Annotated in this window: 20 protein-coding genes; 12 read left to right on the forward strand and 8 right to left on the reverse strand. The window is 72.5% G+C overall.

The window, feature by feature from the left end; genetic code table 11:
• Positions 1–54 precede the first annotated feature (54 nt).
• The 5 genes from ABZ635_RS02050 (at position 55) to ABZ635_RS02070 (ending at position 4,321) form a co-directional block, all read left to right on the forward strand.
• Positions 55–1,647: a Na+/H+ antiporter gene (locus ABZ635_RS02050; protein ID WP_357757463.1), complete on the forward strand. Its 1,593-nt coding sequence runs from the start codon at positions 55–57 to the stop codon at positions 1,645–1,647.
• 143 nt (positions 1,648–1,790) lie between these two features.
• Positions 1,791–2,807 carry a chitinase gene (locus ABZ635_RS02055; RefSeq protein ID WP_357757467.1) on the forward strand — a complete coding sequence of 339 codons (1,017 nt, stop codon included), beginning with the start codon at positions 1,791–1,793 and terminating at the stop codon, positions 2,805–2,807.
• Positions 2,808–3,222: 415 nt separating this feature from the next.
• The gene (locus ABZ635_RS02060) at positions 3,223–3,846 is read left to right on the forward strand and encodes a sigma-70 family RNA polymerase sigma factor (RefSeq protein ID WP_357757470.1); all 624 of its coding nucleotides are present in this window, start codon (positions 3,223–3,225) and stop codon (positions 3,844–3,846) included.
• Positions 3,843–4,016 (forward strand): hypothetical protein, encoded by a 174-nt coding sequence (locus tag ABZ635_RS02065; RefSeq protein ID WP_357757473.1) that lies wholly within the window; start codon positions 3,843–3,845, stop codon positions 4,014–4,016. Before ABZ635_RS02060 ends, ABZ635_RS02065 begins: the two co-directional genes overlap by 4 nt.
• Before the next feature lie 89 nt (positions 4,017–4,105).
• Entirely contained in the window at positions 4,106–4,321 is a 216-nt protein-coding gene (locus ABZ635_RS02070; RefSeq protein ID WP_357757476.1) for a hypothetical protein, read from the forward strand.
• 55 nt (positions 4,322–4,376) lie between these two features.
• On the opposite strand, the gene ABZ635_RS02075 is transcribed toward ABZ635_RS02070, so the two are convergent.
• Positions 4,377–7,004: a bifunctional FO biosynthesis protein CofGH gene (locus ABZ635_RS02075; protein ID WP_357757478.1), complete on the reverse strand. Its 2,628-nt coding sequence runs from the start codon at positions 7,002–7,004 to the stop codon at positions 4,377–4,379.
• A gap of 118 nt (positions 7,005–7,122) precedes the next feature.
• Between ABZ635_RS02075 and ABZ635_RS02080 the strand changes: the two genes are divergently transcribed.
• Together ABZ635_RS02080 and ABZ635_RS02085 are read left to right on the forward strand one after the other, a co-directional pair.
• Positions 7,123–8,133, forward strand: a complete 1,011-nt coding sequence (locus tag ABZ635_RS02080; protein WP_357757481.1) for a lysylphosphatidylglycerol synthase domain-containing protein — start codon at positions 7,123–7,125, stop codon at positions 8,131–8,133.
• 153 nt (positions 8,134–8,286) lie between these two features.
• Positions 8,287–9,108, forward strand: coding sequence for a hypothetical protein (locus ABZ635_RS02085; protein ID WP_357757484.1), 822 nt, complete (start codon positions 8,287–8,289; stop codon positions 9,106–9,108).
• Here the strand turns inward: ABZ635_RS02085 and ABZ635_RS02090 are convergent.
• From ABZ635_RS02090 to ABZ635_RS02100, 3 genes are read right to left on the reverse strand one after another with little or no spacing between them, the layout of a single operon-like run.
• Positions 9,081–10,205 carry a glycosyltransferase family 4 protein gene (locus ABZ635_RS02090; protein WP_357757487.1) on the reverse strand — a complete coding sequence of 375 codons (1,125 nt, stop codon included), beginning with the start codon at positions 10,203–10,205 and terminating at the stop codon, positions 9,081–9,083. The two genes, ABZ635_RS02085 and ABZ635_RS02090, sit on opposite strands and share 28 nt — an antisense overlap.
• Positions 10,202–11,137 (reverse strand): glycosyltransferase family 2 protein, encoded by a 936-nt coding sequence (locus ABZ635_RS02095; RefSeq protein ID WP_357757490.1) that lies wholly within the window; start codon positions 11,135–11,137, stop codon positions 10,202–10,204. Before ABZ635_RS02095 ends, ABZ635_RS02090 begins: the two co-directional genes overlap by 4 nt.
• A gap of 37 nt (positions 11,138–11,174) precedes the next feature.
• A complete protein-coding gene (locus tag ABZ635_RS02100; protein WP_357757492.1) occupies positions 11,175–13,235 on the reverse strand; it encodes a hypothetical protein in 2,061 nt (686 codons plus the stop codon).
• Positions 13,236–13,355: 120 nt separating this feature from the next.
• Between ABZ635_RS02100 and ABZ635_RS02105 the strand changes: the two genes are divergently transcribed.
• Positions 13,356–14,150, forward strand: a complete 795-nt coding sequence (locus ABZ635_RS02105; RefSeq protein WP_357757495.1) for a TIGR03089 family protein — start codon at positions 13,356–13,358, stop codon at positions 14,148–14,150.
• Positions 14,151–14,220: 70 nt separating this feature from the next.
• Here the strand turns inward: ABZ635_RS02105 and ABZ635_RS02110 are convergent, their stop codons facing one another.
• The 3 genes from ABZ635_RS02110 to ABZ635_RS02120 all read right to left on the reverse strand — a co-directional run bounded on the left by ABZ635_RS02110 (position 14,221) and on the right by ABZ635_RS02120 (position 16,691).
• A complete protein-coding gene (locus tag ABZ635_RS02110; RefSeq protein ID WP_357757498.1) occupies positions 14,221–14,391 on the reverse strand; it encodes a hypothetical protein in 171 nt (56 codons plus the stop codon).
• Between the two features lie 197 nt (positions 14,392–14,588).
• Positions 14,589–15,803: an amidohydrolase gene (locus tag ABZ635_RS02115; protein ID WP_357757501.1), complete on the reverse strand. Its 1,215-nt coding sequence runs from the start codon at positions 15,801–15,803 to the stop codon at positions 14,589–14,591.
• Between the two features lie 69 nt (positions 15,804–15,872).
• Positions 15,873–16,691: a helix-turn-helix transcriptional regulator gene (locus tag ABZ635_RS02120; protein ID WP_357757504.1), complete on the reverse strand. Its 819-nt coding sequence runs from the start codon at positions 16,689–16,691 to the stop codon at positions 15,873–15,875.
• Between the two features lie 215 nt (positions 16,692–16,906).
• On the opposite strand from ABZ635_RS02120, the gene ABZ635_RS02125 reads away from it, so the two are divergent.
• Together ABZ635_RS02125 and ABZ635_RS02130 are read left to right on the forward strand one after the other, a co-directional pair.
• Positions 16,907–17,398 carry a PLD nuclease N-terminal domain-containing protein gene (locus ABZ635_RS02125; RefSeq protein ID WP_357757506.1) on the forward strand — a complete coding sequence of 164 codons (492 nt, stop codon included), beginning with the start codon at positions 16,907–16,909 and terminating at the stop codon, positions 17,396–17,398.
• 124 nt (positions 17,399–17,522) lie between these two features.
• Positions 17,523–18,218 (forward strand): peptidylprolyl isomerase, encoded by a 696-nt coding sequence (locus ABZ635_RS02130; protein ID WP_357757509.1) that lies wholly within the window; start codon positions 17,523–17,525, stop codon positions 18,216–18,218.
• Between the two features lie 149 nt (positions 18,219–18,367).
• Here ABZ635_RS02130 and ABZ635_RS02135 read toward each other — a convergent pair whose 3' ends face one another.
• Positions 18,368–19,540 (reverse strand): cysteine desulfurase family protein, encoded by a 1,173-nt coding sequence (locus ABZ635_RS02135; protein WP_357757512.1) that lies wholly within the window; start codon positions 19,538–19,540, stop codon positions 18,368–18,370.
• Between the two features lie 178 nt (positions 19,541–19,718).
• Here ABZ635_RS02135 and aroA point away from each other — a divergent pair, with 178 nt between their 5' ends.
• Together aroA and rsgA are read left to right on the forward strand one after the other, a co-directional pair.
• A complete protein-coding gene (gene aroA, locus ABZ635_RS02140; protein ID WP_357757514.1) occupies positions 19,719–21,044 on the forward strand; it encodes a 3-phosphoshikimate 1-carboxyvinyltransferase in 1,326 nt (441 codons plus the stop codon).
• Complete coding sequence (gene rsgA, locus ABZ635_RS02145; RefSeq protein ID WP_357757517.1) at positions 21,041–22,069, forward strand: ribosome small subunit-dependent GTPase A; 1,029 nt, start codon at positions 21,041–21,043, stop codon at positions 22,067–22,069. Before aroA ends, rsgA begins: the two co-directional genes overlap by 4 nt.
• The last annotated feature ends 94 nt before the right edge of the window (positions 22,070–22,163 follow it).

Here is a 22,163-nt window from a genome sequence, read left to right on the forward strand (position 1 = left end):
CCGGCCCCGCCCCGGCATGCTGGGGCGGGGTCCGGGGCGTCGGAGGGGGCAGGGGTGTCCGTCGAGCATTACGTGGTCGCCACGCTGGTCGTGGTGGTGGCGGTCATCACGGGGCAGCTGATCGCCGGACGCGTGCGCCTGCCGGGCGCGGTGGTGCTGGTGGTGTTGGGCATGCTCCTCGGGGTGGTGCCGTGGATGCACTCGATGTCGATCACCCCCGAGATCATCCTCCTGGTGTTCCTCCCGCCGCTGATCTACAACGCGGCGTTCTTCTCCTCCCCCCGCGACATGCGCGAACTGGCGCGGCCCATCATCGTGATGTCGGTGGGGGTGACCCTGGCGACGGCGTTCGGCCTGGCCGCCGTCATCCACCTGCTGATCCCCGACGCGGGCTGGCCCGCCGCGATCGCGTTGGGAGCGGCCATCGCCCCCACCGACGCGGTGGCGGCGTCCGCGATCCTCAAGCGGGCGGGCACGCCGCGCCGGGTGCTGACGATCCTGGAGGGCGAGTCCCTGATCAACGACGGGGTCGCGCTGACCCTGTTCAGCCTGGCGGTGACCGCCATGCTGCGACCGCTCACCCCGGGAGACGCCCTCCTGGAGCTGGGCAAGGTGGTGGTGGGCGGCCTGCTCTACGGCGCCGTGGTGGCGGTGGTGATCGCCTGGGGGCGGAGCCGGGTCCAGGACCCGTCGCTCCAGCTGATGACGGTGCTGGTGACCCCGTTCGTGGCCTACGTCCCGTCCGAGATGGCGGGGTTCTCCGGTGTGCTCTCGGCGGTGGTGGCCGGGTTCTACCTGGGCACGCACGGCGAGGGCCTGCTGCCGCCCCGGGTCAGGGTGAGCGGCCAGACGATCTGGGGAACCCTGGTGAGCCTGTTGGAGGCGATGCTGTTCGTGCTGCTCGGGTTGCAGCTGGACGCGGTGCTGCGGGCGGTGCGGGCGCACTACTCGATCGTGGACCTGGTGGTGGCGGCGCTTCTGGTGACCGTCGCGGCGATCGTGCTGCGCATGGTGCTGATGTTGTTCCTGACCTCGCTACAGCGCTTCCTCTCGCGGTCACGCATGTCGGTGTCGAACTTCCGGGAACGGGTGGCGATCAGCTGGAGCGGGATGCGCGGGGCGGTCTCGCTCGCCATCGCGTTGTCCCTGCCCGCGACGCTGGGTGGACAGGAGTTCACGGACCGGGGCGCGCTGATCTTCATCGCGGGTGTGGTCGTGATGGGCACGCTGGTGGGGCAGGGCAGCTCTCTGCCGTGGCTGCTGCGCAAGCTGGGGCTGACCGACGAACGCACCCGTCACCGGGAGTTCCTGAGGGCCGAGTACGAGATGGACTGCGCCGCCGTGCGCAGGGTGGACGAGATGCTCACCGACGGCGACATCGACGACCGTACGGCGGACGTCGTCCGCGGGGGGTTCAGCAAGCGGATCGGCCACGTGAAGGGGCTGCTGGACGGGGACGGCGACGACCTCGACCGGGTGAAGGAGTTCGCCCGGGACCGCAGGACCACGCTCACCCAGATCAACCAGGCCCGCCGCGACGCGCTCATCTCCCTGTACCGCTCGGGGGAGATCGACCACGACGTGTTCACGAAGCTGGCACGGGGCATGGACATCCGGGACAGCGGGAGCGGCCACTACGGGGTGTGAGTGGTACCGGGTCCCCAAGAAAACCGCAAACTTTCCTAACCATTTCCGTTGACTGCCGCCGAACACAACTTTAAGGTTTCTTAACAATTACCGGCTCACAGAGCACGCCTTCGTCACCCCGCTCGACGAAAGGAGCACTCCCCATGCTCAGCACCCGGAAGACCAGGCTCGCGATCCTCAGCGGCCTCGCCGCGATCGCCACCGCGTTCGTCACCACCGGTGGCGCCCTGGCCCCCGAACCCGCCCAGGCCTCGACCACCCCCGAGACCGTCGAGGCGCAACAGAACGGCCAGTGGCTCACCGGCTACTGGCACAACTTCGACAACGGCTCCACCGTGATGCCGCTCTCCGCGATCCCCAGCGAGTACAACCTCGTCGCGATCGCCTTCGCTGACAACCACCCCCAGCTCGACGGCGGCATCACCTTCAACCTGGCCAGCGACGAGCTCGACGGTTACACCGACGCCCAGTTCCGCGAGGACGTCGCCGCCATCCAGGCCGAGGGCCGCAAGGTGATCATCTCCGTGGGCGGCGAGCTCGGCCACGTGAACGTCACCAACCCCACCCAGGCGAAGAACTTCGCCGACACCACCCACGAACTCATGACGGACTACGGGTTCGACGGCGTGGACATCGACCTGGAGCACGGCATCAACGCCGAGCACATGACCAACGCCCTGCGCGACCTCAGCGACAGGACGGGTCCCGAACTCATCATCACGATGGCGCCGCAGACCATCGACTTCCAGAGCCCCAGCGCCGCCTACTACCAGCTGGCCGACAACATCTCCGACATCCTCACCATCGTGAACATGCAGTACTACAACTCGGGCTCCATGCTCGGCTGTGACGGCAGCGTGTACACGCAGGGCTCCAGCGACTTCGTCGCCGCGCAGGCCTGTATCCAGCTGGAGATGGGCCTGAGCCCCGACCAGGTCGGCCTCGGCCTGCCCGCCGTCCCCTCCGCGGCCGGAGGCGGCTACCTCGCCCCCAGCGGCATCATCTCCGCCCTGGACTGCCTGGAGACCGGCACCAACTGCGGCTCCTACTCCCCCGACACCCCCTACGGGCCGATCGGCGGCGTGATGACCTGGTCCATCAACTGGGACGCCACGAACGACTACGCCTTCGCCAACGCCATCTCGGCCCGACTCCAGTAACCCCCCGAACCCGCGGGACCACTCCCACCCGCGGTCAGCGCCCCGTCGCCTCACTCCCATCCCCGACGGGCCGCCCCCAAGGGGCGGGACGCCACCCCCCGGCGCCCCGCCCCTTTCCCGTGCGCGGCCCTCGAGATCAGAGCCAGAAATGTGACGCGCGACACACCATCAGAGCGTCCCCTTTCGGCCCCCGATCCGCCACTCATTCATGGCGGAGGGATCGGTCTCCGACACGACCACCAAGAGGAGTGTTCCCATGCTGCGGTTCTAGGGGTTCGCACTCGCGTTCGGCACTGATTCATCGGGGGAGCCCTGTCCTGAAACGGACGGGTGCCCCGATCGGTCAGGCCCAAGCCGAATGCCGAAGGGTCACGGGGAGAATCCCCGTACCCGGGAACAGAGGAGAGCGACCCCCATGCAGCACGTCACCACACAGCGGGACCTCCCGGACACCCGCCCGGAACACACCCTCGACACGATGATTCGGACCGCCTCGCAGCTGGCCGTCGAGTTCACCGGACGCCCCGGCATGTCCCACGCCGACATCGACGACGCCACCGCGCACGCCGTCAAGGAGGCCCACAGGGCGACGGTCAACGGCACGGAGATCCGGTCGCTTCGCGCCTGGATGAGGACCGTCGCCGAACGCTTCCACGCCAGGCAGGTCGGCGACCGGGAACACGAGTCCCTGGTGGAGGAGGTCGACCGGGCGTCGATTCTCGCCCATGACCCACGGCAGCTACCCGAGGAGCAGCTCGACCTCGCGGAGGGCACCAGGCTCGTCCTCGAACTCCTGGCCGCGCTCCCCCCGCTCCAGCGGAAGGCGATGACCCTCCACGCCCTGGGCGGGCTGCGGGTCGTGGACGTGGCCCAGGAGCTGGGAATCCCCGCCAGCACCGCGCGCAAACGCATCGTCCGGGCCCGTGAGGCCCTGCTCGCCATGGGACACGAACGCCTGAGCGAGGCTCTGGGACTGACCGAGGTGACCTCGAACCCCGGCGCCCGTCAGGGGAACTCTCTGAAAGAAGGGGAAGCGTGAACGACGAAACGCCCTCGGAGCTGGAATCCGCACTCGACCGCCTGCTGGCCGAGGCCGCGGACGACCTCCAGCAGGCCTGGAGGCGCCGCCTGACCCGCCGTCTGCTCGTCGACGGGGAAACGGAGCACGCGGAGCCGGACACCGAAGCGGACCGCGAGAACGCCCCGTAGTACCGGAGCGTCCGGAGCGCGGGCCGGCCCCGAGCGTGACCGGCCCCTCCACCCTGCCCCCTGACCGGAGACACCGGAGGTACACGACCTTGGCCGGGAGCCAGAAGTCCCCGTCACCCCCGTCCGACCACCAGCCCGCCCGCGTCAGTACGCGCGTCGCCCTCCTGGCGTTGATCGCGCTGATCTGCGGAGCCGCCACCGTCCTGCTCAGCCTGCACTCCGGGGTTCCCACCGGGCTCGCCCTGATCGCGGGCGCGGGAGCGGCGGCCGGAGCGTGGAAGTTCGGCGACGGCGTCATCCGCTGAACCACGGCGGGCGGGACGCCACCCCGGCGCCCCGCCCCCTTCTCGTCCGCGCCGGTCAGGCCAGGGGGAGCTGGCGACGCAGGATGCTGGGAGCCACCCCGTCGCTGGCCTCGGCCACGCGGCGGCGCTCCTGCGACACCGCCCCGTAGGTGGTGGTGCGCTGGCGGACCGGGCGGCCGGTGGGCTCCACGAGCGCCCTGATGTCGCTGATGGTCTTGTACGAGCCCTGGCCCGAACCGGCCATCCGGCTGATGGTCTCCTCCATGAGGGTGCCGCCGACGTCGTTGACGCCGCCCCGCAGCAGCTGGCGGAAGGTGTCCTCCGCGAGCTTCACCCACGACCCCTGGATGTTGTCGATGCTCCCGTGCAGGAGCAGGCGGGCCAGGGCGTGCACCGCGCGGTTCTCCCGCACGGTGGGGCCCGTGCGGGCCAGCCCGGCGAGGTAGATCGGGGCGTTCGTGTGCACGAACGGCAGCGGCACGAACTCCGTGAAGCCGGGCCTGCCGTTGCGCTCCATGGAGCGCTCCTGGAGCGAGCGCAGCAGCTTGATGTGCGCCACCCAGTGGTGCGGCGAGTCCACGTGCCCGTACATCATCGTGGACGTGGTGGGGATGCCCAGGTCATGGGCGGTCGTGATGACCTCGATCCACTCGCTGGCGGGCAGCTTGCCCTTGGTGAGCACCCACCGGACCTCGTCGTCGAGGATCTCCGCGGCCGTCCCCGGGATCGACCCGAGACCGGCCTCGCGGGCGCGGGACAGCCACTCGCGCACCGACAGGTTGGTGCGCGCCGCTCCGTTGACCACCTCCATCGGGCTGAAGGCGTGGACGTGCAGGTCCGGGACGCGCTCGCGGACGGCGGCCGCGATGTCGAAGTAGGCGGTCCCGGGCAGGTCCGGGTGGATGCCGCCCTGCATGCACACCTCGGTGGCCCCGGCCTTCCAGGCCTCCTCGGCGCGGTCGGCGACCTGGTCGAGGGACAGCGTGTAGGCGTCGGCGTCGGTGCGCCGCTGGGCGAACGCGCAGAACCGGCAGCCGGTGTAGCAGACGTTGGTGAAGTTGATGTTCCTGGTCACGACGTAGGTGACGTCGTCGCCGACGGTGTCGCGGCGGACCCGGTCGGCCAGGTCGGTGAGCGCCTCCAGGGCGTCGCCGTCCGCGTGCAGCAGGGCGAGCGCCTCGGCGTCGTCGAGCCCGGCCGGGTCGTTCTCGGCGCTGCGCAGGGCGGCGGCGATCTCGGGGTCCAGGCGTCGGGGCACCGCGCCCCGGCGGTCCACACCCGGGGCGAGTTCGTCCCAGTCGCCGTAGACCGCGTCGAAGTCGCCGCGCCGGTCGTCGGTGCGGCCCTCGGTGTCGATCCCCGTGTGCAGGTCGGTGCGGCCCGAGGAGACCAGGACCGCCTCGGGCTCCTGCCAGGGGCGGCCCACCAGGGGCGCGTCCTCACGGGCCAGGCCGGTCCGCGGGTCCACCAGGGCGTCGACGTGCTCGCGCAGGCGCGGGTCCACCCACGGTTCCCCCGCCCGGATGTACTCGGGGTACACCGTGAGGCGCTCACGCAGGGTGAAGCCGCTTGCGGCGGTGCGGGCGGCCAGGTCGTCGATCTGCGGCCAGGGGCGCTCGGGGTTGACGTGGTCCGCGGTGAGCGGAGAGACCCCGCCCCAGTCGTCGATGCCCGCGCGGATCATCAGCGCGTACTCGTCCACACCGCCCTGGTCGGCGCCGATGAGGTTGGGTGGGGCCTGCACGTGCGCCCGGGGACCCATGACGAGGCGCGTGACGGCGATGGTGGCGGCCATCATGTCGCGTTCGGCGTCGGGGCGGTGCATCATCGCGGTGTCCGGTTTGGCACGGAAGTTCTGCACGATGACCTCCTGGACGCCGCCGTAGCGGCGGGAGACCCCGCGCATCGCGAAGATCGACTCGGCTCGGTCCGCGACCGTCTCGCCGATCCCCAGCAGGATGCCGGTGGTGAAGGGAACGCTGGAACGCCCGGCGTCCTCCAGGGCGCGCAGCCGCACCGCGGGGTCCTTGTCGGGGCTGCCGTAGTGGGGCTGGCCCTTCTCGGCGAACAGCCGCCGCGAGGTGGTCTCCAGCATCATCCCCATGGAGGGGGCGACCGGCTTGAGCCGTTGGAGGTCCGACCAGGTCAGGACGCCGGGGTTGAGGTGCGGGAGCAGACCGGTCTCCTCCAGGACCATGATCGCCATGGCCCGCACATAGGAGAGGGTGTCGTCGTATCCGCGCGAGTCGAGCCACTCCGCGGCCTGTTTCCACCGGTCCTCGGGCCGGTCCCCCAGGGTGATGAGGACCTCCTTGCAGCCCGTCTCCGCGCCCCGGCGGGCGATCTCCAGGACCTCGTCGGGCGACATGTAGGGCGCCTCGACCCGGCCGGGGACCGTGGCGAAGGTGCAGTAGTGGCAGCGGTCGCGGCACAGGCGGGTCAGAGGGACGAACACCTTGCGGCTGTAGGTGATGACGGCGGGGCGGCCCGCCGCCTCCAGACCCGCGTCACGGACCCGCCCCGCGTACTCCAGGAGCCGTTCGAGGTCCTCGTCCCGGGCGTGCAGCAGCACCTCCGCCTCGGTGACGTCGAGGGTCTTGCCGTCTCGGGCGCGGGCCAGGGCCCTGCGCATCGCGGATGTCGTCGGTGTGGGCATGGGGGCAGGGTCGTTCACACCACTCATAAGGGCCCAGCCTACGCTCCCGGTCCCCCGTGCCGACGGCCGCCACCCGACGGCCGTCCCCGGTTTCGCCCCTGTGGACCGCCGGGGCTGGCGGGGGCCCGCGACATAGGCTGGGACGGTGCTGACTCGGCTTCGAAGGAACCCCTGGGCGCGCCTGGCCCTGCTCGCGCTGGTGGGCGCGTGCGCGGGCGCGGCCCTGTACACCCACTGGACCCAGGCGCGGACCGCCGTGGCCGAGCTTCCCCTGTGGGTGCTGCCCGCCGCCGTCCTCGCCGGGATGCTGGGGCTGGCCGCGCAGATGATGGCCTGGCGCTCGCTGTTGGCCGGACTGGGGTCACCGCTGCCCCGAGGCGCCGCCGCCCGCGTGATGTTCGTGGGACAGCTGGGCAAGTACCTGCCGGGCTCGGTGTGGGCGTTCGTCGCCCAGGTGGAGCTGGCACGCGACTGGAAGGTGCCCAGATCACGGGGTGCGGCGGCCACCCTGCTGGCCGTGGCCGTGACAGTGGCGGTGAGTCTGGCGGTGGCCGCGGTGGCGCTGCCGCTGTCCTCCGCCGAGGCGGCCCGGCGCTGGTGGTGGGCGCTGGCGGCCGCGCCGGTGCTGCTGGCCTGCCTGCACCCGGGGGTGCTCGGGTGGGGGGTGCGGCTGGCGGCCCGCCCGTTCGCCCGGTTCCGTGAGGTGACCGAGGCCGGGCCGCTGGCGGTCGGCGGGCGCGCGGTCACGGCGTCGGTGCTCTGGACCCTGGTGGCGTGGGTACCCCTGGGCGCACACGTGTGGTTGCTGACCTGGGCCGTGGGCGGCGAGGCGCTGGGGTCGGTGGGCCCGGCGGTGGGAGCCTATGCCCTGGCCTGGGTGCTGGGGCTGCTGGTGGTGTTCGCCCCCGCCGGTCTGGGAGTGCGCGAGGTGGTGCTGGTGGTGGCGCTCGCCCCGGTCGTGGACGCGGGCGCCGCCCTGGTGGTGGCGGTGCTGTCGAGGCTGGTGATGACGGTGGCGGACCTGGGGTGGGCGGGGTTGTCGCTCCTGCTGTCCGGTCCGCCCAGAGCCGACGTCGCGGACGCGGACGTGCCCGATGCGCGGCCGGGTGCGGGTGCGGCTGTCGAGGGGGGACACGGCACCGGCACGGCGACCTGAGGGGTACGGGGGCGCGGGAACGCAGGAGCGGGGGAACGGGGCCCGGAGCGGGCCCGCCGTCGGCGCGGTCGTGGAGGACCGGGCCGGAACCCGCGCAACAAAACAGGAAAGAAACCTTCTATTTTGAGGGGGTGCGGCCTATGCTCATGCCGTATGAACTGGGCCCCCCGCTTCCCACGTGTCCTGTCCGCACTCGCCGCGACCCTCGTCCTGGTGCCGGTCGTGCTCGGAGCCGCCGCCCCCGCGGACGAACCCACGGACGAACCCACCCCCGACGGCCCCTCCCACGCCTACGTCAAACCCGCCGACGTGGCGTGTGACCAGGGCACCGGCACGCTCACCGTGATCGGACAGCTCTTCCCGGTCCTCAGCGACTCCCCCGACGGCCAGCCCGAACTCACACTCTCCCTGGCCGCGGAACTCGCCGCTGAGGAGAACGAGGAAGTCGGGGACGGCGAGGAGAGCCCGGAGGGGCCCGGGGCGACGGCCGAGGAGGGGTCCACGGACCTCGAACTCGTGGTCGTGCCGCATCCCGAACCCCTGCCCGGGATCACCGCCGAGGAGATGGGCGCCGCGGCGGACCGCGCCGGAACCCTCACCGCCACCCTCTCCGGCCCCGACGGCAGGCTGCTCACCGGCGACGCCCCGCCCACCCTCGCGTGGGAGGACTGGGAGCCGCCGCTGGGCTTCTACGAGGTGCGGGTGGCCACCGAGTCGTTCTCCCTGCCCGGGTTCGGTGACTGCGCGGTGACCGCCTCGACCCCGGTGAGCAGTGTCCAGGTGGGCACCGAGGAGGAGCTGGAGGGCCAGCGCGCCTCCGGTGCCGAGCAGGGTGCCTCCGGTCCGCGCGCCTACCTGCCCTGGATCGTCCTGGGGACCGGTGTGCTCGGCGCGGTCTTCCTGCTGGTGCCCGCCGTGCTCCACCTGCGTCGGCGTTCCGCCGGGGCTCAGACGGACAGCAGCCGGTCGGTGTAGGCCGACCAGTAGGGTCCGGCGTCCACCGGACGGACGCCCCCGCGCAGCCGCGCGGGCACGCCCGGCTCGTAGAAGGCGGACAGTGCCCGCGCGAGGTCGGTGGGGTCGCCGGGGGCGCAGAGCAGGCCGTCGACCCCGTCCCGCACGTGGTCGGCCAGGGTGCCCGCCCGGGTGGCGATCACCGGAACCCCGTGCTCGTGCGCCAGCCACACGTTCTGGGTGGCGGTCGCGGTGCGGTACGGCAGCACCAGGGCGTCCGCTCCCGCGAGCAGCCCGGGCAGCGCCTCGGCGGGCACGTACCCCTCGTGGAACCGGACCCGGTCGGCCACTCCCAGCTCCTTCGCCAGGGCCGTGAGGTCGCCGGAACCGCCCCAGAACTCGCCTGCCACGGTCAGGGTGACGTCCTCGGGCGCCCCCTCGGCCAGGGCGCGCAGCAGGACGTCCACGCCCTTGTAGGGGCGCACGATCCCGAAGAACAGCAGGTGGCGGCGTTCCCCGTTCGCGCCGGGCTCCGCCCCCTCCCCCACCGGTGCGCCGGTATCGGGCAGGTGCGGCGGCATCCGCGCGACCACGGGGCGCGGACGGTCGGGGCCGAGGAGCCCCTCGGCGAGGCGCCCCTGCTCGGCCGAGTGGGTGAGCACCCCGTCCACCCGCCGCAGCAGCGCCCGGACCAGGGACACGTCGACCGCTCGGCGTTCGTGCGGCAGGACGTTGTGGCACAGCGCCACCACCCGGGTCCCTCCCCCTCGCCGCGAACGGATACCGGCGAGCACGCCGAGGTAGGCGGGGACCTGCACCGGCGAGAACAGGGTGAGCACCACCAGGTCGCTGGTCGCGGCGAGCCGCCGCCCGGTGCGCCACCAGCCGTCCGGCCGGTACCAGGCCAGTTTGCGGCGGGTGTCGGGGAACGGCTCGCCCTCGGGATCGGCGATGGTCTGCTGTCCGGGGTAGAGCACCGCCGGGTACTGTGCCCGCCACGACTCGATCCCGGTCTCACGCCCCGAGGCGCTCAGCCGGTGCGCGAGTTCGGTCGTGTGCCGGGCCCCGCCGCCCTTGTAGGGGTGCGCGGGGCCCACGAGGGTGATCCGTCCGGTCACGGGTGCTCCCTGGATCGCACGATGAGGTCGGCCAGGAGCGCGATGGCCGCGATGATCAGCCCGGTCATGAGGATCATGACGGTGTTGTTGGGCATGTAGAGCGGGTTGCGCGCCTGGTCGTACACGAACTTGGCGGCGCCGATGCCCAGCAGCCACAGGGCGGGCGGCATGAGCACCTTGAGGGGGTTGAAGTACATGACCATGCGCAGCACCTGGAGGATGTACCGGTAGGCGTCGCGGACGAAGTGGAACTTGGACGTGCCCGCGCGCTTGGCGTACTCGATGGGCACGTACCTCACGGGGTGCTGGTTCGACAGGAACGCCAGCGTGATCGTGGTGACGCAGGAGAACCCGGGCGGCAGCAGCCGCAGGTAGGGGCGGGCCACGTCCCTACGGAACACCCGGAGCCCGGAGTTGAGGTCGGGGATGCGGGTGTTGGTGAGGCGCTCGGCGATCTTGCGGATCATCCACTTGGCGGGGACCCGCAGCGCCTTGTGCGATCCCATCTCCTGGGTGCGCGCGCCCACGACCTGGTCGATCTCGGGGTCCTGGTCGAGCATGGCGACGAGCTCGGGGATGCGCTCGTTCGGGTAGCTCATGTCGGCGTCGGTCCACACCACGTACTCGCCTCGGGCCCGCTGGCTGCCGATCCTGCGCACGGTTCCGGAGCCGCCGTTGTGCTCGAAGGCCACCACCCTCATCTGGGGGAAGAGGTCCTCCACCTCGCGCAGCCGGGCCAGTGTCCCGTCGGTGGAGGCGTCGTCGACGGCGAGCAGCTCGTACCCGTACCCGGAGGCGTCCATCGCCGAGCAGATCCGTTTGATCTCGTCGACGACGTGCTCCTCCTCGTTGTAGCAGGGGAGGACGATCGTGACCCGCACGGGCGGGTCGTCGCGCTCCGGGGCGCGGTCCTGGGCGTCTGGGTGACTCATGGTCCTTCTCAGCGGGATGGTCGGGGAGGCGTGGGACTCACGCCGGGTCGTCGGCTGCGGGCAGGACCGCGGTCCACACGCTGCCGTTGAAGGTCCAGTGTCCGGTCGGGGGCTCCATGAGGGTACTGGGGTCCATCTGGGCGACGACGTGGAAGTGCCGCTCCGGTTCCACCTCGGAGTCGGTGGCCGCGTCGATCAGTTGCCAGTCCGAGGCCGCGAGGACGGCGTCGCGCCCCCTCTGGTGGATCGCGGTGACGACCCTGTCGACGGCTTCGGGTGAGGCGTCGTCGAGGGCGGCGGTGGGCACCCCGCAGACGTTGCGCAGGAGCGGCATGTAGTTGCCCGCCATCCCCGAGTCGACCACGACGACGGAGGAGTCGGGTGGCAGCGACCCGCAGAGGCGTTCCGTCTCCGCGACGGTGCCCACGTCCTGCCGGTACCCCATGATTCCCCAGGCCGACGTGACGGCACCGGGTCCGAGCAGGGCCACGGCCGCCCCGGCCGCGACCACCACGGGGAGGTTCCGCACCAGAGACGCGGTGCGGGCACCGCGGACGGACCTCTCGCAGTAGCGGGTCAGCCAGGCCAGGAACCAGACCGCGAACAGCACGAACGCGGGGATCACCAGCACGATCAGGCGTCGGCTGGCCCACGGGTGGTCGGGGGTGATGGCGGGGCGCAGGAGCGTGGTGGCGACCGTCCACACGAGCAGCATGGCGGGCAGCAGCCACTGGAGGTCGCGGCGCTGGGTGAGGCGCCGCAGCACCAGCGCCACGCCGAGCGAGGCGAACAGGACGGTGCCCAGGCCCACGTACCAGCCCACCCAGTACAGGCTCATGTCGTAGTAGGTGCGGCTGCCCTCGATCGGCAGGCCCTCGATGTCCTGGACGGAGGCCACCCACTGGTCGGTGAAGTCGCTGCCGTGGCCGTAGTCCGGCCAGAGCAGCGGACGGACCGCGAAGCCGACCATGACCAGCAGTGCGACCGCCGCCATCGCGTTGGGGAGCCAGCGGACGCGTTCGGTGTGCGGGAGGCCGAAGCGCCACAGCGCGGCGGTGAGCGCCACAGTGGCGCCGATGACGGCGGCGCTGATGAGCAGGAGCGGGTTGAGGGAGTCGGACAGGTACTCCAGGTACGGCTGGGAGTAGCCGTACCCCGCGACCAGCCCGTAGCCCACACCCACGCCCAGCCCCGCGAGCAGGGGCAGCGCCTGCCCCCGCCGGGCGACCAACAGGAGGCCGACGAACCCCACGACCGGCAGGAGGTCGCGGATGGCGTCGATGCGTACCAGGACGCCCAGCCCGAACACCACTCCCGCCGCCAGCGCGAGGATCTGGGGGCCGCCCCAGCGGTCCCTGAGGGCGCTTCGGCTCGCGAGGGCGTCGTAGGCGATGACCATCCCGCCCAGGAGCAGGATCTGTGCGAGGGGTTCGCTGTAGGTGAAGCGGCTCACCCACTGCTGCGGCAGGCACACGGCCAGGATGAGGGCGGCCAGGGGGGCCCAGCGCGCACCGACCAGTCGGGCGGTGAGGCCGGCGAAGGTGAGGACGCCCAGCGCGCCCAGCACCGGGGTGGTCACCAGCATGCCGTCGAGCCCGCCGAGCCAGTGGCCGACGGCCAGGACCAGGGGCGCCCCGGCCATGAACTGCGGCCAGATGACCTCGTCGCGCTGGTAGTAGGCCAGGCTCTGGTAGCTCAGTGCCGGGTCGTCGCCCGCGATGAGCTCGCGCTGTTGCGGGATGGGCAGGAACCCGTTGTCGGCGATCCACGCGGTGTACATGGCGTAGGAGGCGGGGTCGCGCCGGATCACCAGGGCCTCGGCGTGGTAGGCGATCTGGACGGCGGCGAAGGCCACGGTCACCAGGAGCACGGCGACCACCGGCCACCAGGGCGTGTCCTCCCCCTCCGGCGGGTCCGGGACCAGGCGCGGCAGCAGGGCGCACGCGGCGAGCACGGCGGGGAGTCCGAGAACGAGCCCGGTCAGCGGGGTGAACTGGCCGAGGACCAGCAGGGGGAAGGCGACGAGGAGCCAGGCCGAGAGGGCGATCGCGGGGAGCGCGGTCACACGGGCGAGGAGCCGTCCGGGAAGCAGGCGCATGAGGCAACTCTGGCACTTCGCCCCCCGCTACGCACACTCCGTCCGCATTCACGGCGCGACCGTGACAAAGGGGTGGTCGGCCCGCTTCGTGGGGGTGCGGGTGCGCCTAGCATGGGCGCCATGTCCGACTCTCCCGCGCGGCTCTGGCGCGCCCTCGTCTCCGCCGATCCCTCACGCCCGTTCGTGACCGCCTACGACGACCTCGGCGACCGGATCGAACTGTCCCGGGCCACCCTCGACAACTGGGTGTCCAAGACCTCGAACATGCTCGTGGACGGCTTCGGCACGCAGCCCGGCGACCGGATCGCGCTCTCCCTGCCTCCGCACTGGCAGTCGTTGGCGTGGGCGCTGTCGTGCTGGTCGGTGGGGGCCCGCGCCGTACTCACCGGGGGCGGGGACGCCCCCGAGGTCGCGGTGGCGGGCCCGGACCAGTTGGCGGCCGCTCTGGACGGGGGCGCGGAGGAGGTCGTGGGGACGTCCCTGGACCCGCTGGGCCTGCCGTTGCGCGAGGTCCCGCCGATGGTCACCGACTACACCGTGGAGGTCCGCGGGCACGGGGACCACTTCCCCGCCTACCCGGTCGACGCCGCCGAGCCCGCGCTCGAGTCCGCCGACCGCGTCCTCAGCGGAGCCGAGGTGGTGGCGGCCGGGCGGGACCTGGTCAAGGCGTGGGACCTGGGCGAACGCGACCGGATCGCGGTGGTCGTCGCCCCCGGGGCTCCGCTGGCGGCCCTCGGCTCCGACCTGGCGGTGCTCACCGCCGCGATCGACTCGGGTACGCCCCTGGTGCTGACCCCGCCGCCCAGGGAGGGCGGCCTCCAGGCCTTCCTCGACCGGATGGGCTCCGAGGGCGTGACGGTCCTGTTCGGCGACGAACCCGAGGGCGGGCTGCCCTTCCGCCGGGTGTCCCTCTAGGCGCGGGGTCCTAGGGGCCCCACGCTCCGATGGTGAGGGGTCCCTCGTCTAGGCGCGGGGGCGCGAGGTCCTAGGCCCCGCGGGCGGTCTCCTGGGAGGCGCGCTCTCGGCGCGCCCCGCGTTCCCTGTCGGCCGCGCGCGCCGCCCTCTTGGCCTGGCGCGCGGCGCGCTCCTCTCGGGCGGTCCGCTCGGCCTCGGCTCGGTAGAGGTCGGCCGCCTGGGCGGCGAGGTCCGGGTGCATCGTGTTCCCCCTGGCTGGTGTCCGTTCCGCCGGGCGCTGCCCCGGCTGATTCCAGACTCCGGCTAAGGTCCCCCGCCGCACATCGGGAGAGTTCACGAAACGACGGCGCCGTGCCCCTCCTCAGGTGACGGGGGGCACGGCGTCGGGGCGTCTGAGGTACCTCAGAGCGACGAGGGGCCGGACTCACCGGCCGGGGATCAGGACTCCCGGTAGTAGGGGTCCGCGACGACCCCGGAACGCGTGGTCTCGTCGTAGGTGTACACCTCTTGGCCGTCGACGAACACGCGCACGGCGCGGCTCATGATGTCGAGCGGGTCGCCGGACCACACCACGACGTCGGCGTCCAGGCCGGGTCGCAGCGAGCCGACGCGGTCGTCGAGGCCCATGATCTCCGCGGGGTTCACGGTGAGGGCGCGGAGCGCGGAGTCGCGGTCCATGCCCTCCTTGACGCACAGGATGGCCTGGTAGACGAGGAACTCGATCGGGATGACCGGGGCGTCCGTCGTGAGCGCGACCTTCACGCCCGCACGGTCCAGGATGCCCGGGTTGGCCAGGGTCCGGTTGCCGACCTCCACCTTGGAGCGGCTGGTCATGAGCGGCCCGGTGATGACGGGGATACCGCGCTCGGCGATCTCGTCGGCCAGCAGGTGGCCCTCGGTGCAGTGGTTGATGATGAGCCGGTAGCCGAACTCGTCGGCCAGCCGCATGGCGGTGTGCATGTCGTCGGCGCGGTGCACGTGCTGGCACCACGGCACGTCGCCGTCGAGCACCTGGACGAGGGTCTCCAGGGTGTTGTCGCGGTCGAAGGGCGTCTCCTCCCGCGCCGCGTGGTCGCGCTTGGCCCGGTAGTCCTCGGCCTTGGTGAACGCGTCGCGGATGACCGCGGCGACGCCCTGGCGCGTGGAGGGGAGGGTGTCCTTCTTGCCGTAGACCCGCTTGGGGTTCTCGCCGAGCGCGCTCTTGACGCTGGCGGGCTCCTTGAGCAGGCGGTCCTCGACGCTGCGCCCCCACATCTTGAGGGCGACGGTGCGACCGCCGATGGGGTTGCCCGAGCCGGGCTTGATCACCGAGCTGGTGACGCCGCCGGACAACGCGTCGGCGAAGCCCTGGTCGGCGGGGTTGATGGCGTCGATCGCGCGCATACGGGCCGCGTTGGGGTCGGTCATCTCGTTGGTGTCGTCACCGGCCCAGCCGATGGTCTCCTCGTGGATGCCGACGTGGCCGTGGGCCTCGACGAATCCGGGGAGGACCCACTGTCCCGAAGCGTCCACGATCTGGGCGCCCTCGGGGACGGTGACCTCGGCCGCCGGTCCCACGGCCGTGATCTTTCCGTCGGAGATGAGGACCGTGCCGCCGTCGATGGGGTCGCCGTCGACGGGCACCACGTGTCCGGAAGTGATTGCGATATCCATGGCGGGCAACCTAGCCGATGGACGGTCACGTTCCCAAGGGTGTTCGGTGACCGATCCGCCAACGACCGCTCAGCGGTCCGGCCAGCGCGCGGTGAGCAGTTCCGACTCGGGGCTGAGGTCCACGCTGGCCTCCTCGATGGAGTCGCGCACCATCCGGCAGTGGCCGACGTCCTCACTGTCGCCGGTGAGTTCGCCGCCCTGGGCCGCGAAGGCGTAGACCATGCTGGGCCGGTCGTCGAACTCCATGATGCGGAACGCGCCGCCCAGGCCCGGGTGGTGCGGGGTCTCCTCGGGGATCACCGCGAGGCTGACGATGCCCGCCTTGACGAGGTCGGCGAGGAAGTCCCGCTGCCCGTTGAGGACGTCGGCGCCGCCCTGGGGGCGCTGGAGCACCGACTCGTTGAGGACCACGCGCAGCGCGGGGCCCCCGGGGCCCGTGGTCGCGGCGCGTTCGGCCATCTCGTCCTCCACCATCGCCTCGATCTCGTCGCGGTCGAGGTGGGGGTGGCGCGGTTCGAGGATGGCCCGCGAGTACTCCTGGGTGCGCAGGAAGACGGGGACCGCCATCGGCTGGTGCTCCCAGAGCCGGGCGGCGTGGGTGCCGAGCTCGCTCATGTCGCCGAACTCACTCGGGAACGCCTCGGCCTGGAGGGTGATGGCCCAGGCGTCGACGAGCTGGTGTTCGGTTCCCAGCGCGGTGTCGACCCGTTCGACCAGGGAGCGGGCCGGGCGGCAGTGCGCGTCCTCCACCTCGCGGAGTTTGTCGTCGGTGACCCCGACGTTCCTGGCGAGTTCCGCCCGCGACAGGCCCCGGTCGGAGCGGGCACGCAGCACCCGCGCACCGAAGGGGAGCCACATCGCCGACGGCAACACGGCGTTCACGCCCATAACCTCTCCCGTCCTCGGCCGGTCAGCACACACCTGTGGGGGGCGTACGGTGACGTACCCTCGGTGCGGCGCCCCAGCCCCCGTGGTTCGACCTTCTCCCGGGTCGGGGCGGCTGGTCAAGCGACCGGGCGGGTGCGGCCATCCGTGATAAGTCAGTACAAAGTCGATGATGTCGCACCAGCGCTGCCGAGTGTTTCCCCCGATTGGAAGGTCCGTTGGTCTACTTCGCCCTCTTCCTCGCCCTCTTGTCACTCGTTTTCTGGGTGTACGTGCTCTTCGACGTGATCGGCGCCGACACCGCGAGGGTGCGGCTGCTCCCCAAACCGGTGTGGGCCCTGATCGTCCTGTTCCTGCCCAAGGTGGGCGCGGCCCTGTGGTTCCTGCTGGGCCGTCCGCCCCGGGACCCGGCGCTCGCCCGGACCGAGGCCGGACCGGTCTCGCCGTTTCCCGAGTACGAGCACCCCGGACGCGCCCGCGCCGTCTCCCCGGAGGAGGACGAGGCGTTCCTGCGGCGCTGCCGTGAACGCGCCGAGGAACAGCGCCGTCGCGCACGTGAGATCCAGGAGCGGGAGTCCCGGGAGCGGAACGAGCGCGAGCACGGCGACCGCGGCGCTCCGGAGCGGGAGGAGCCGAGAGGGGAGGCCGGTGACCCGCGCCGCGACCGCGACGGCGACACCGACGGCGACCCGATCGGCCCCTCCTCCTGACGCCCGCCCCGACGTGCGCGGGCCGCCCGCGACGCCGGTTCGGCCAGCCCATGGGCCGGGCGCCGATCCGCCCGCAGTACTCTGTGTGCCGCCCCGCCGCGAACCTGACCCCGGAAGTGAACCGATGAACCGCTTGACCCTGCCGGTGGCGATCCTCGCCTCCACCGCCCTGCTGGCCACCGCCGCGTGCCAGAACGAGCCGGAGTCCCCGGAGGCGCCGGAGTCCCCCGCGAACACGGAGCCCACGGACGCGAACACGGAGTCCACGGAACCCACCGAGCCGACCGCCACGGACGTGGCGGTCCCCGACGTCGACGGTGCCACGCTGCACACCAGCGAGGGCGACGTCGAGGTGGAGCTGTTCGCCTCGGAGGCACCGCTGACCGTGACCAACTTCGTGGAACTGGCCGAGGGCGACGGCCCGGAGAACCCGCGCACGGGCGACGCCGAGTTCTACGACGGGACGGTGTTCCACCGCGTCATCGACGGTTTCATGATCCAGGGCGGCGACCCGGAGGGGACCGGGCGCGGCGGCCCCGGCTACAAGTTCGAGGACGAGTTCTCGTCCGGGCGGGGCTTCGACGAGCCGGGGCTGCTGGCCATGGCGAACTCGGGGCCGAACACGAACGGTTCGCAGTTCTTCATCACGGTGGCGCCCACCCCGCACCTGAACGGCCTGCACACCATCTTCGGCAAGGTCGCCGACGAGGAGTCGATGGCGGTCGTGGAGGCGATCTCGGTGGTCCCCACGGACGGCGGAGACCGCCCCAACAGCGACGTCGTCCTGGAGTCGGTCAGCATCAAGCACGCGGGAGAGTGATCCCGCTCCCCGGCAGCGGGGACGCGGACGGCGGTGGTGCCCCGGGGCGCCGCCGCCGTCGTCGTTCGCGCCCCGCCCGGCCTCCGAGCGCGCGGGCCCCGTGCGTCGCGGCCGCCCTCGTGGGACGAACGCGCGAGGCCGGTGCGGGGTCAGCGCCGCCGCTTGGCCATGGCGGCCCGGGCCCGTTCGACCGCCGGGCCGATCGCGTCGACCAGCCGGTCGACGTCCTCCGCCGTGGACGTACGCCCCAGGGACAGCCGCAGACTGCTCAGCGCCACGTCCGGGTCGGCCCCGGTGGCCAACAGCACGTGGCTGGGCTGGGCCACCCCCGCCGAGCAGGCCGAACCGGTGGAACAGGAGATGCCCCGGGCGTCGAGCAGCATCAGCAGGGCATCGCCCTCGCAGCCCGGGAACGACAGGTGCGCGATCCCCGGAAGCCGGAGTTCGGGGTCGCCGTTGACGACCACGTCGGGCACGACCTCGCGCACCCGTGACTCCAGTTCGTCGCGGAGCGCCGTCAGGTGCTTGGCGTGCTCCTCACGTCCCAGGACGGCGGCGTGCACGGCGGTCGCCAACCCGCGTGCGAGCGGCGCCGACAGGGTTCCGGAGCGGATGTCGCGCTCCTGCCCCCCTCCGTGCAGGACGGGGGTCGGGGCGAGTCCGCGGGCGACCACCAGGGCCGCGCTGCCGACCGGCCCCCCCAGCTTGTGGCCGCTGAGGGTGAGGGCGCTCACGCCGCTGGACGCGAAGTCGACCTCCAGCGCGCCCACCGCCTGGACCGCGTCCGTGTGGAAGGGGACGCCGTACTCGGCGGCGACGGCGGCCAGCTCGCGCACCGGTTGGACGGTGCCGATCTCGTTGTTGGCCCACATCACGGAGACCACGGCCACCGAGGCGGGGTCGCGTTCGATGGCCGCGCGCAGCACCTCGGGGCGCACCCGCCCCAAGGCGTCCACGGGCAGTTCCTCGTAGACGGCGCCCTGGTGGTCGGCGGTCCACCGGGCGGGGTCGAGCGCGGCGTGGTGCTCGACCGCGCTGACCAGCACGCGCGTGCGGGCGGGGTCGGCGGCCCTGCGCGACCAGTACAGGCCCTTGATCGCGATGTTGTTCGACTCGGTCCCCCCGGCGGTGAAGACCACTTCGTGCGGTGTGGCTCCCACCGCCTCGGCGACGCGTTCGCGCGACTCCTCGACGGTACGGCGGGCGGACCGCCCGTGTCCGTGCAGGGACGAGGGGTTTCCGAGGGCGCCGAGCTCGGCCGCCACGTCGGCGATCACCTCGGGGCGGACATCGGTCGTGGCTGCGTGATCGAGATACACCATGGCGCATTCCAGGATACGTCGGGCAACGTCCGCCCCCAGCCTCCGTCCCTCTCCCCCTTCGTCCACGGACGGAGCACGTGCCCGGCCCGCCTGCCCCCGCGCCCCGTGCGTCCCGTGTCCGTCCACAGGCTGACGGCGTCCTCCTCCGCCGCCGACCCCGGACCGATAACCTTGGACCATGCCTGACTCCGTGCCCACGCCGTCCGCCTCGCCCGCTGCCCCCGCCGGGGAGCACTGGCCCGCGCCCGTCGCGCGGCAGCCGGTGCGCGCCCGCGTCTGCCTGCCCGGTTCCAAGTCCGTCACCAACCGGGCGCTGATCCTGGCCGCGCTCTCCGAGACCCCGTGCGTGGTGCGCCGCCCGCTGGTGAGCCGGGACAGCGAACTCATGGTGGGCGCCCTGCGCGCCCTGGGCACCCAGGTGACCGAGGTCGACTCCGGCGACCCTGACGTCCCGGACCTGGCCGTCACGCCGGTCGCGCCGCGCGGCCCGGCACGTGTGGACGTCGGCAACGCGGGCACCGTCATGCGGTTCGTCCCGCCACTGGCGGCCCTGGCCTCCGGGGACGTGAGCTTCGACGGCGACCCGCGCGCCCGCGAGCGGCCGGTGGACGAGCTCCTCGGCGCCCTGCGCGCGCTGGGCGCCGACATCGACGACGGGGGGCGCGGCGCCCTGCCGATGACCATCCACGGGGTCGGCTCCGTGCGCGGGGGCGAGGTCACCCTGGACGCCTCGGGCTCCTCCCAGTTCGTCTCCGCGCTGCTGCTCAGCGGTGCCCGTTTCACCGAGGGCGTGCACGTGCGGCACGCGGGTCCGCCGGTCCCCTCCCAGCCGCACCTGGACATGACCGTGGAGATGCTGCGCGCCGCCGGGGTGCGCGTCACCACCGGCGAGAACTCCTGGCGGGTGGAGCCGGGTCCGGTCCGGGCCTCGGAGATCACCGTCGAGCCCGACCTCTCCAACGCGGCGCCGTTCCTGGCGGCGGCCCTGGTCAGCAAGGGTGAGGTGACCGTCCAGGGATGGCCCGAGCACACCACCCAGCCCGGCGACGCGCTGCGCGATCTCTTCACCCGCATGGGCGGCGAGGTCTCCCGCTCCGGTGAGGACCTCACCCTGCGCGGTACCGGCGAGATCCACGGGATCACCGCCGACCTGCGCGACGTGGGCGAACTCACCCCCACCATCGCCGCCGTGGCGGCCCTGGCCGACTCCCCCTCCCGCCTCACCGGGATCGCCCACCTGCGTCGGCACGAGACTGACCGCATCGCGGCGCTGGCCGCCGAGATCAACCGCCTGGGCGGGGACGTGGAGGAGCTGCCCGACGGGCTGCTCATCCGGCCCCGGGCCCTGCACGGCGGGGTCTTCCACTCCTACGACGACCACCGGATGGCCACGTCCGGCGCGGTGATCGGGCTCGCGGTGCCCGGGGTGGAGGTGGAGAACATCGCCACCACGCGCAAGACGCTGCCCGACTTCCCGGGTCTGTGGTCGGAGGTCCTGGCATGAGCCGCACGCGGGGCGGGGGCCGCCATCTGGACGAGGACGACATCCGTGTGCGCGCCCGAGGCGGCTCCAAGCCCCGCACCCGGAACCGGCCCAAGCACGAGAACGCCGTGGAGGGCCTGGTCACCGCCGTGGACCGGGGCCGGTACCGCTGCCTGGTGAGCGGTGTCCCCGTGGTGGCGATGAAGGCCCGTGAACTCGGCCGAGGATCGATCGTGGTGGGCGACAGGGTGGACGTGGTCGGCGACCTGTCCGGCCGACCCGACACCCTGGCCCGCGTGGTGCGGGTGCGCGAGCGGGCTTCCGTGCTCAGACGCACCGCCGACGACACCGACCCGGTCGAACGCGTGATCGTGGCCAACGCCGACCAGCTCGCCATTGTCTGCGCCCTCGCCGACCCGGCGCCGCAGCCGCGGTTCGTGGACCGGTGCCTGGTGGCCGCCTACGACGCCGGGCTCGAACCGCTGCTCTGCCTCACCAAGGCCGACCTCGCCGCGCCGGACGAGATGCTGAGCACCTACGAGCCCCTCGGGCTGCCCTACGAGGTGCTCGGCCCGGAGGGTGACCTGGACGAGCTGCGAGGCCGTCTCGCGGATCGCACCACGGTGTTCGTGGGTTCCTCGGGTGTGGGCAAGTCCACCCTGGTGAACAGACTGGTGCCGGGCACGGACCGGGCGGTGGGCCACGTGAACGCCGTCACCGGCCGTGGCCGCCACACCTCCACCTCTGCGCTCGCGCTGCGGTTCGACGGCGGGTGGCTGATCGACACCCCGGGGGTGCGCAGCTTCGGACTCGCGCACGTCTCCCCGGAGGAGATCGTGTCCGGCTTCCAGGACCTCGCCGAGCTCGCCGCCGACTGCCCGCCCGGCTGCACGCACCAGCAGGACGCGCCCGAGTGCGCCATCGGCGCGGCGCTGGAGAAGGGCGAGGCGGACCCCGAGCGGGTGGCCTCGCTCCGCAGGCTCCTCAGCAGCCGCGAGGGCGACGACGACACCGAGAACGCCCCGCCGCCCGGCCCGCACTCCTGACCCGGCACGGGCAGGTTGGGGCCCGGGAGGAACGGTGCGGAAGAACCCCCCGCATCACCCGGTGGCCCGCCGATGGCGGGCCACCGGGCCGGGA

This window comes from Nocardiopsis sp. NPDC007018 (genome assembly GCF_040635075.1).
Classification (GTDB): domain Bacteria; phylum Actinomycetota; class Actinomycetes; order Streptosporangiales; family Streptosporangiaceae; genus Nocardiopsis.

What these genes read in the sequence shown, in the direction of transcription:
- ABZ635_RS02055 (WP_357757467.1), top strand. Translation starts at nt 1,791, where the DNA reads ATGCTCAGCACCCGGAAGACCAGGCTCGCGATCCTCAGCGGCCTCGCC.
- ABZ635_RS02060 (WP_357757470.1), top strand. Translation starts at nt 3,223, where the DNA reads ATGCAGCACGTCACCACACAGCGGGACCTCCCGGACACCCGCCCGGAA.
- ABZ635_RS02075 (WP_357757478.1), bottom strand. Translation starts at nt 7,004, where the DNA reads ATGAGTGGTGTGAACGACCCTGCCCCCATGCCCACACCGACGACATCC.
- ABZ635_RS02085 (WP_357757484.1), top strand. Translation starts at nt 8,287, where the DNA reads ATGAACTGGGCCCCCCGCTTCCCACGTGTCCTGTCCGCACTCGCCGCG.
- ABZ635_RS02095 (WP_357757490.1), bottom strand. Translation starts at nt 11,137, where the DNA reads ATGAGTCACCCAGACGCCCAGGACCGCGCCCCGGAGCGCGACGACCCG.
- ABZ635_RS02100 (WP_357757492.1), bottom strand. Translation starts at nt 13,235, where the DNA reads ATGCGCCTGCTTCCCGGACGGCTCCTCGCCCGTGTGACCGCGCTCCCC.
- ABZ635_RS02105 (WP_357757495.1), top strand. Translation starts at nt 13,356, where the DNA reads ATGTCCGACTCTCCCGCGCGGCTCTGGCGCGCCCTCGTCTCCGCCGAT.
- ABZ635_RS02110 (WP_357757498.1), bottom strand. Translation starts at nt 14,391, where the DNA reads ATGCACCCGGACCTCGCCGCCCAGGCGGCCGACCTCTACCGAGCCGAG.
- ABZ635_RS02115 (WP_357757501.1), bottom strand. Translation starts at nt 15,803, where the DNA reads ATGGATATCGCAATCACTTCCGGACACGTGGTGCCCGTCGACGGCGAC.
- ABZ635_RS02120 (WP_357757504.1), bottom strand. Translation starts at nt 16,691, where the DNA reads ATGGGCGTGAACGCCGTGTTGCCGTCGGCGATGTGGCTCCCCTTCGGT.
- ABZ635_RS02130 (WP_357757509.1), top strand. Translation starts at nt 17,523, where the DNA reads ATGAACCGCTTGACCCTGCCGGTGGCGATCCTCGCCTCCACCGCCCTG.
- ABZ635_RS02135 (WP_357757512.1), bottom strand. Translation starts at nt 19,540, where the DNA reads ATGGTGTATCTCGATCACGCAGCCACGACCGATGTCCGCCCCGAGGTG.
- aroA (WP_357757514.1), top strand. Translation starts at nt 19,719, where the DNA reads ATGCCTGACTCCGTGCCCACGCCGTCCGCCTCGCCCGCTGCCCCCGCC.
- rsgA (WP_357757517.1), top strand. Translation starts at nt 21,041, where the DNA reads ATGAGCCGCACGCGGGGCGGGGGCCGCCATCTGGACGAGGACGACATC.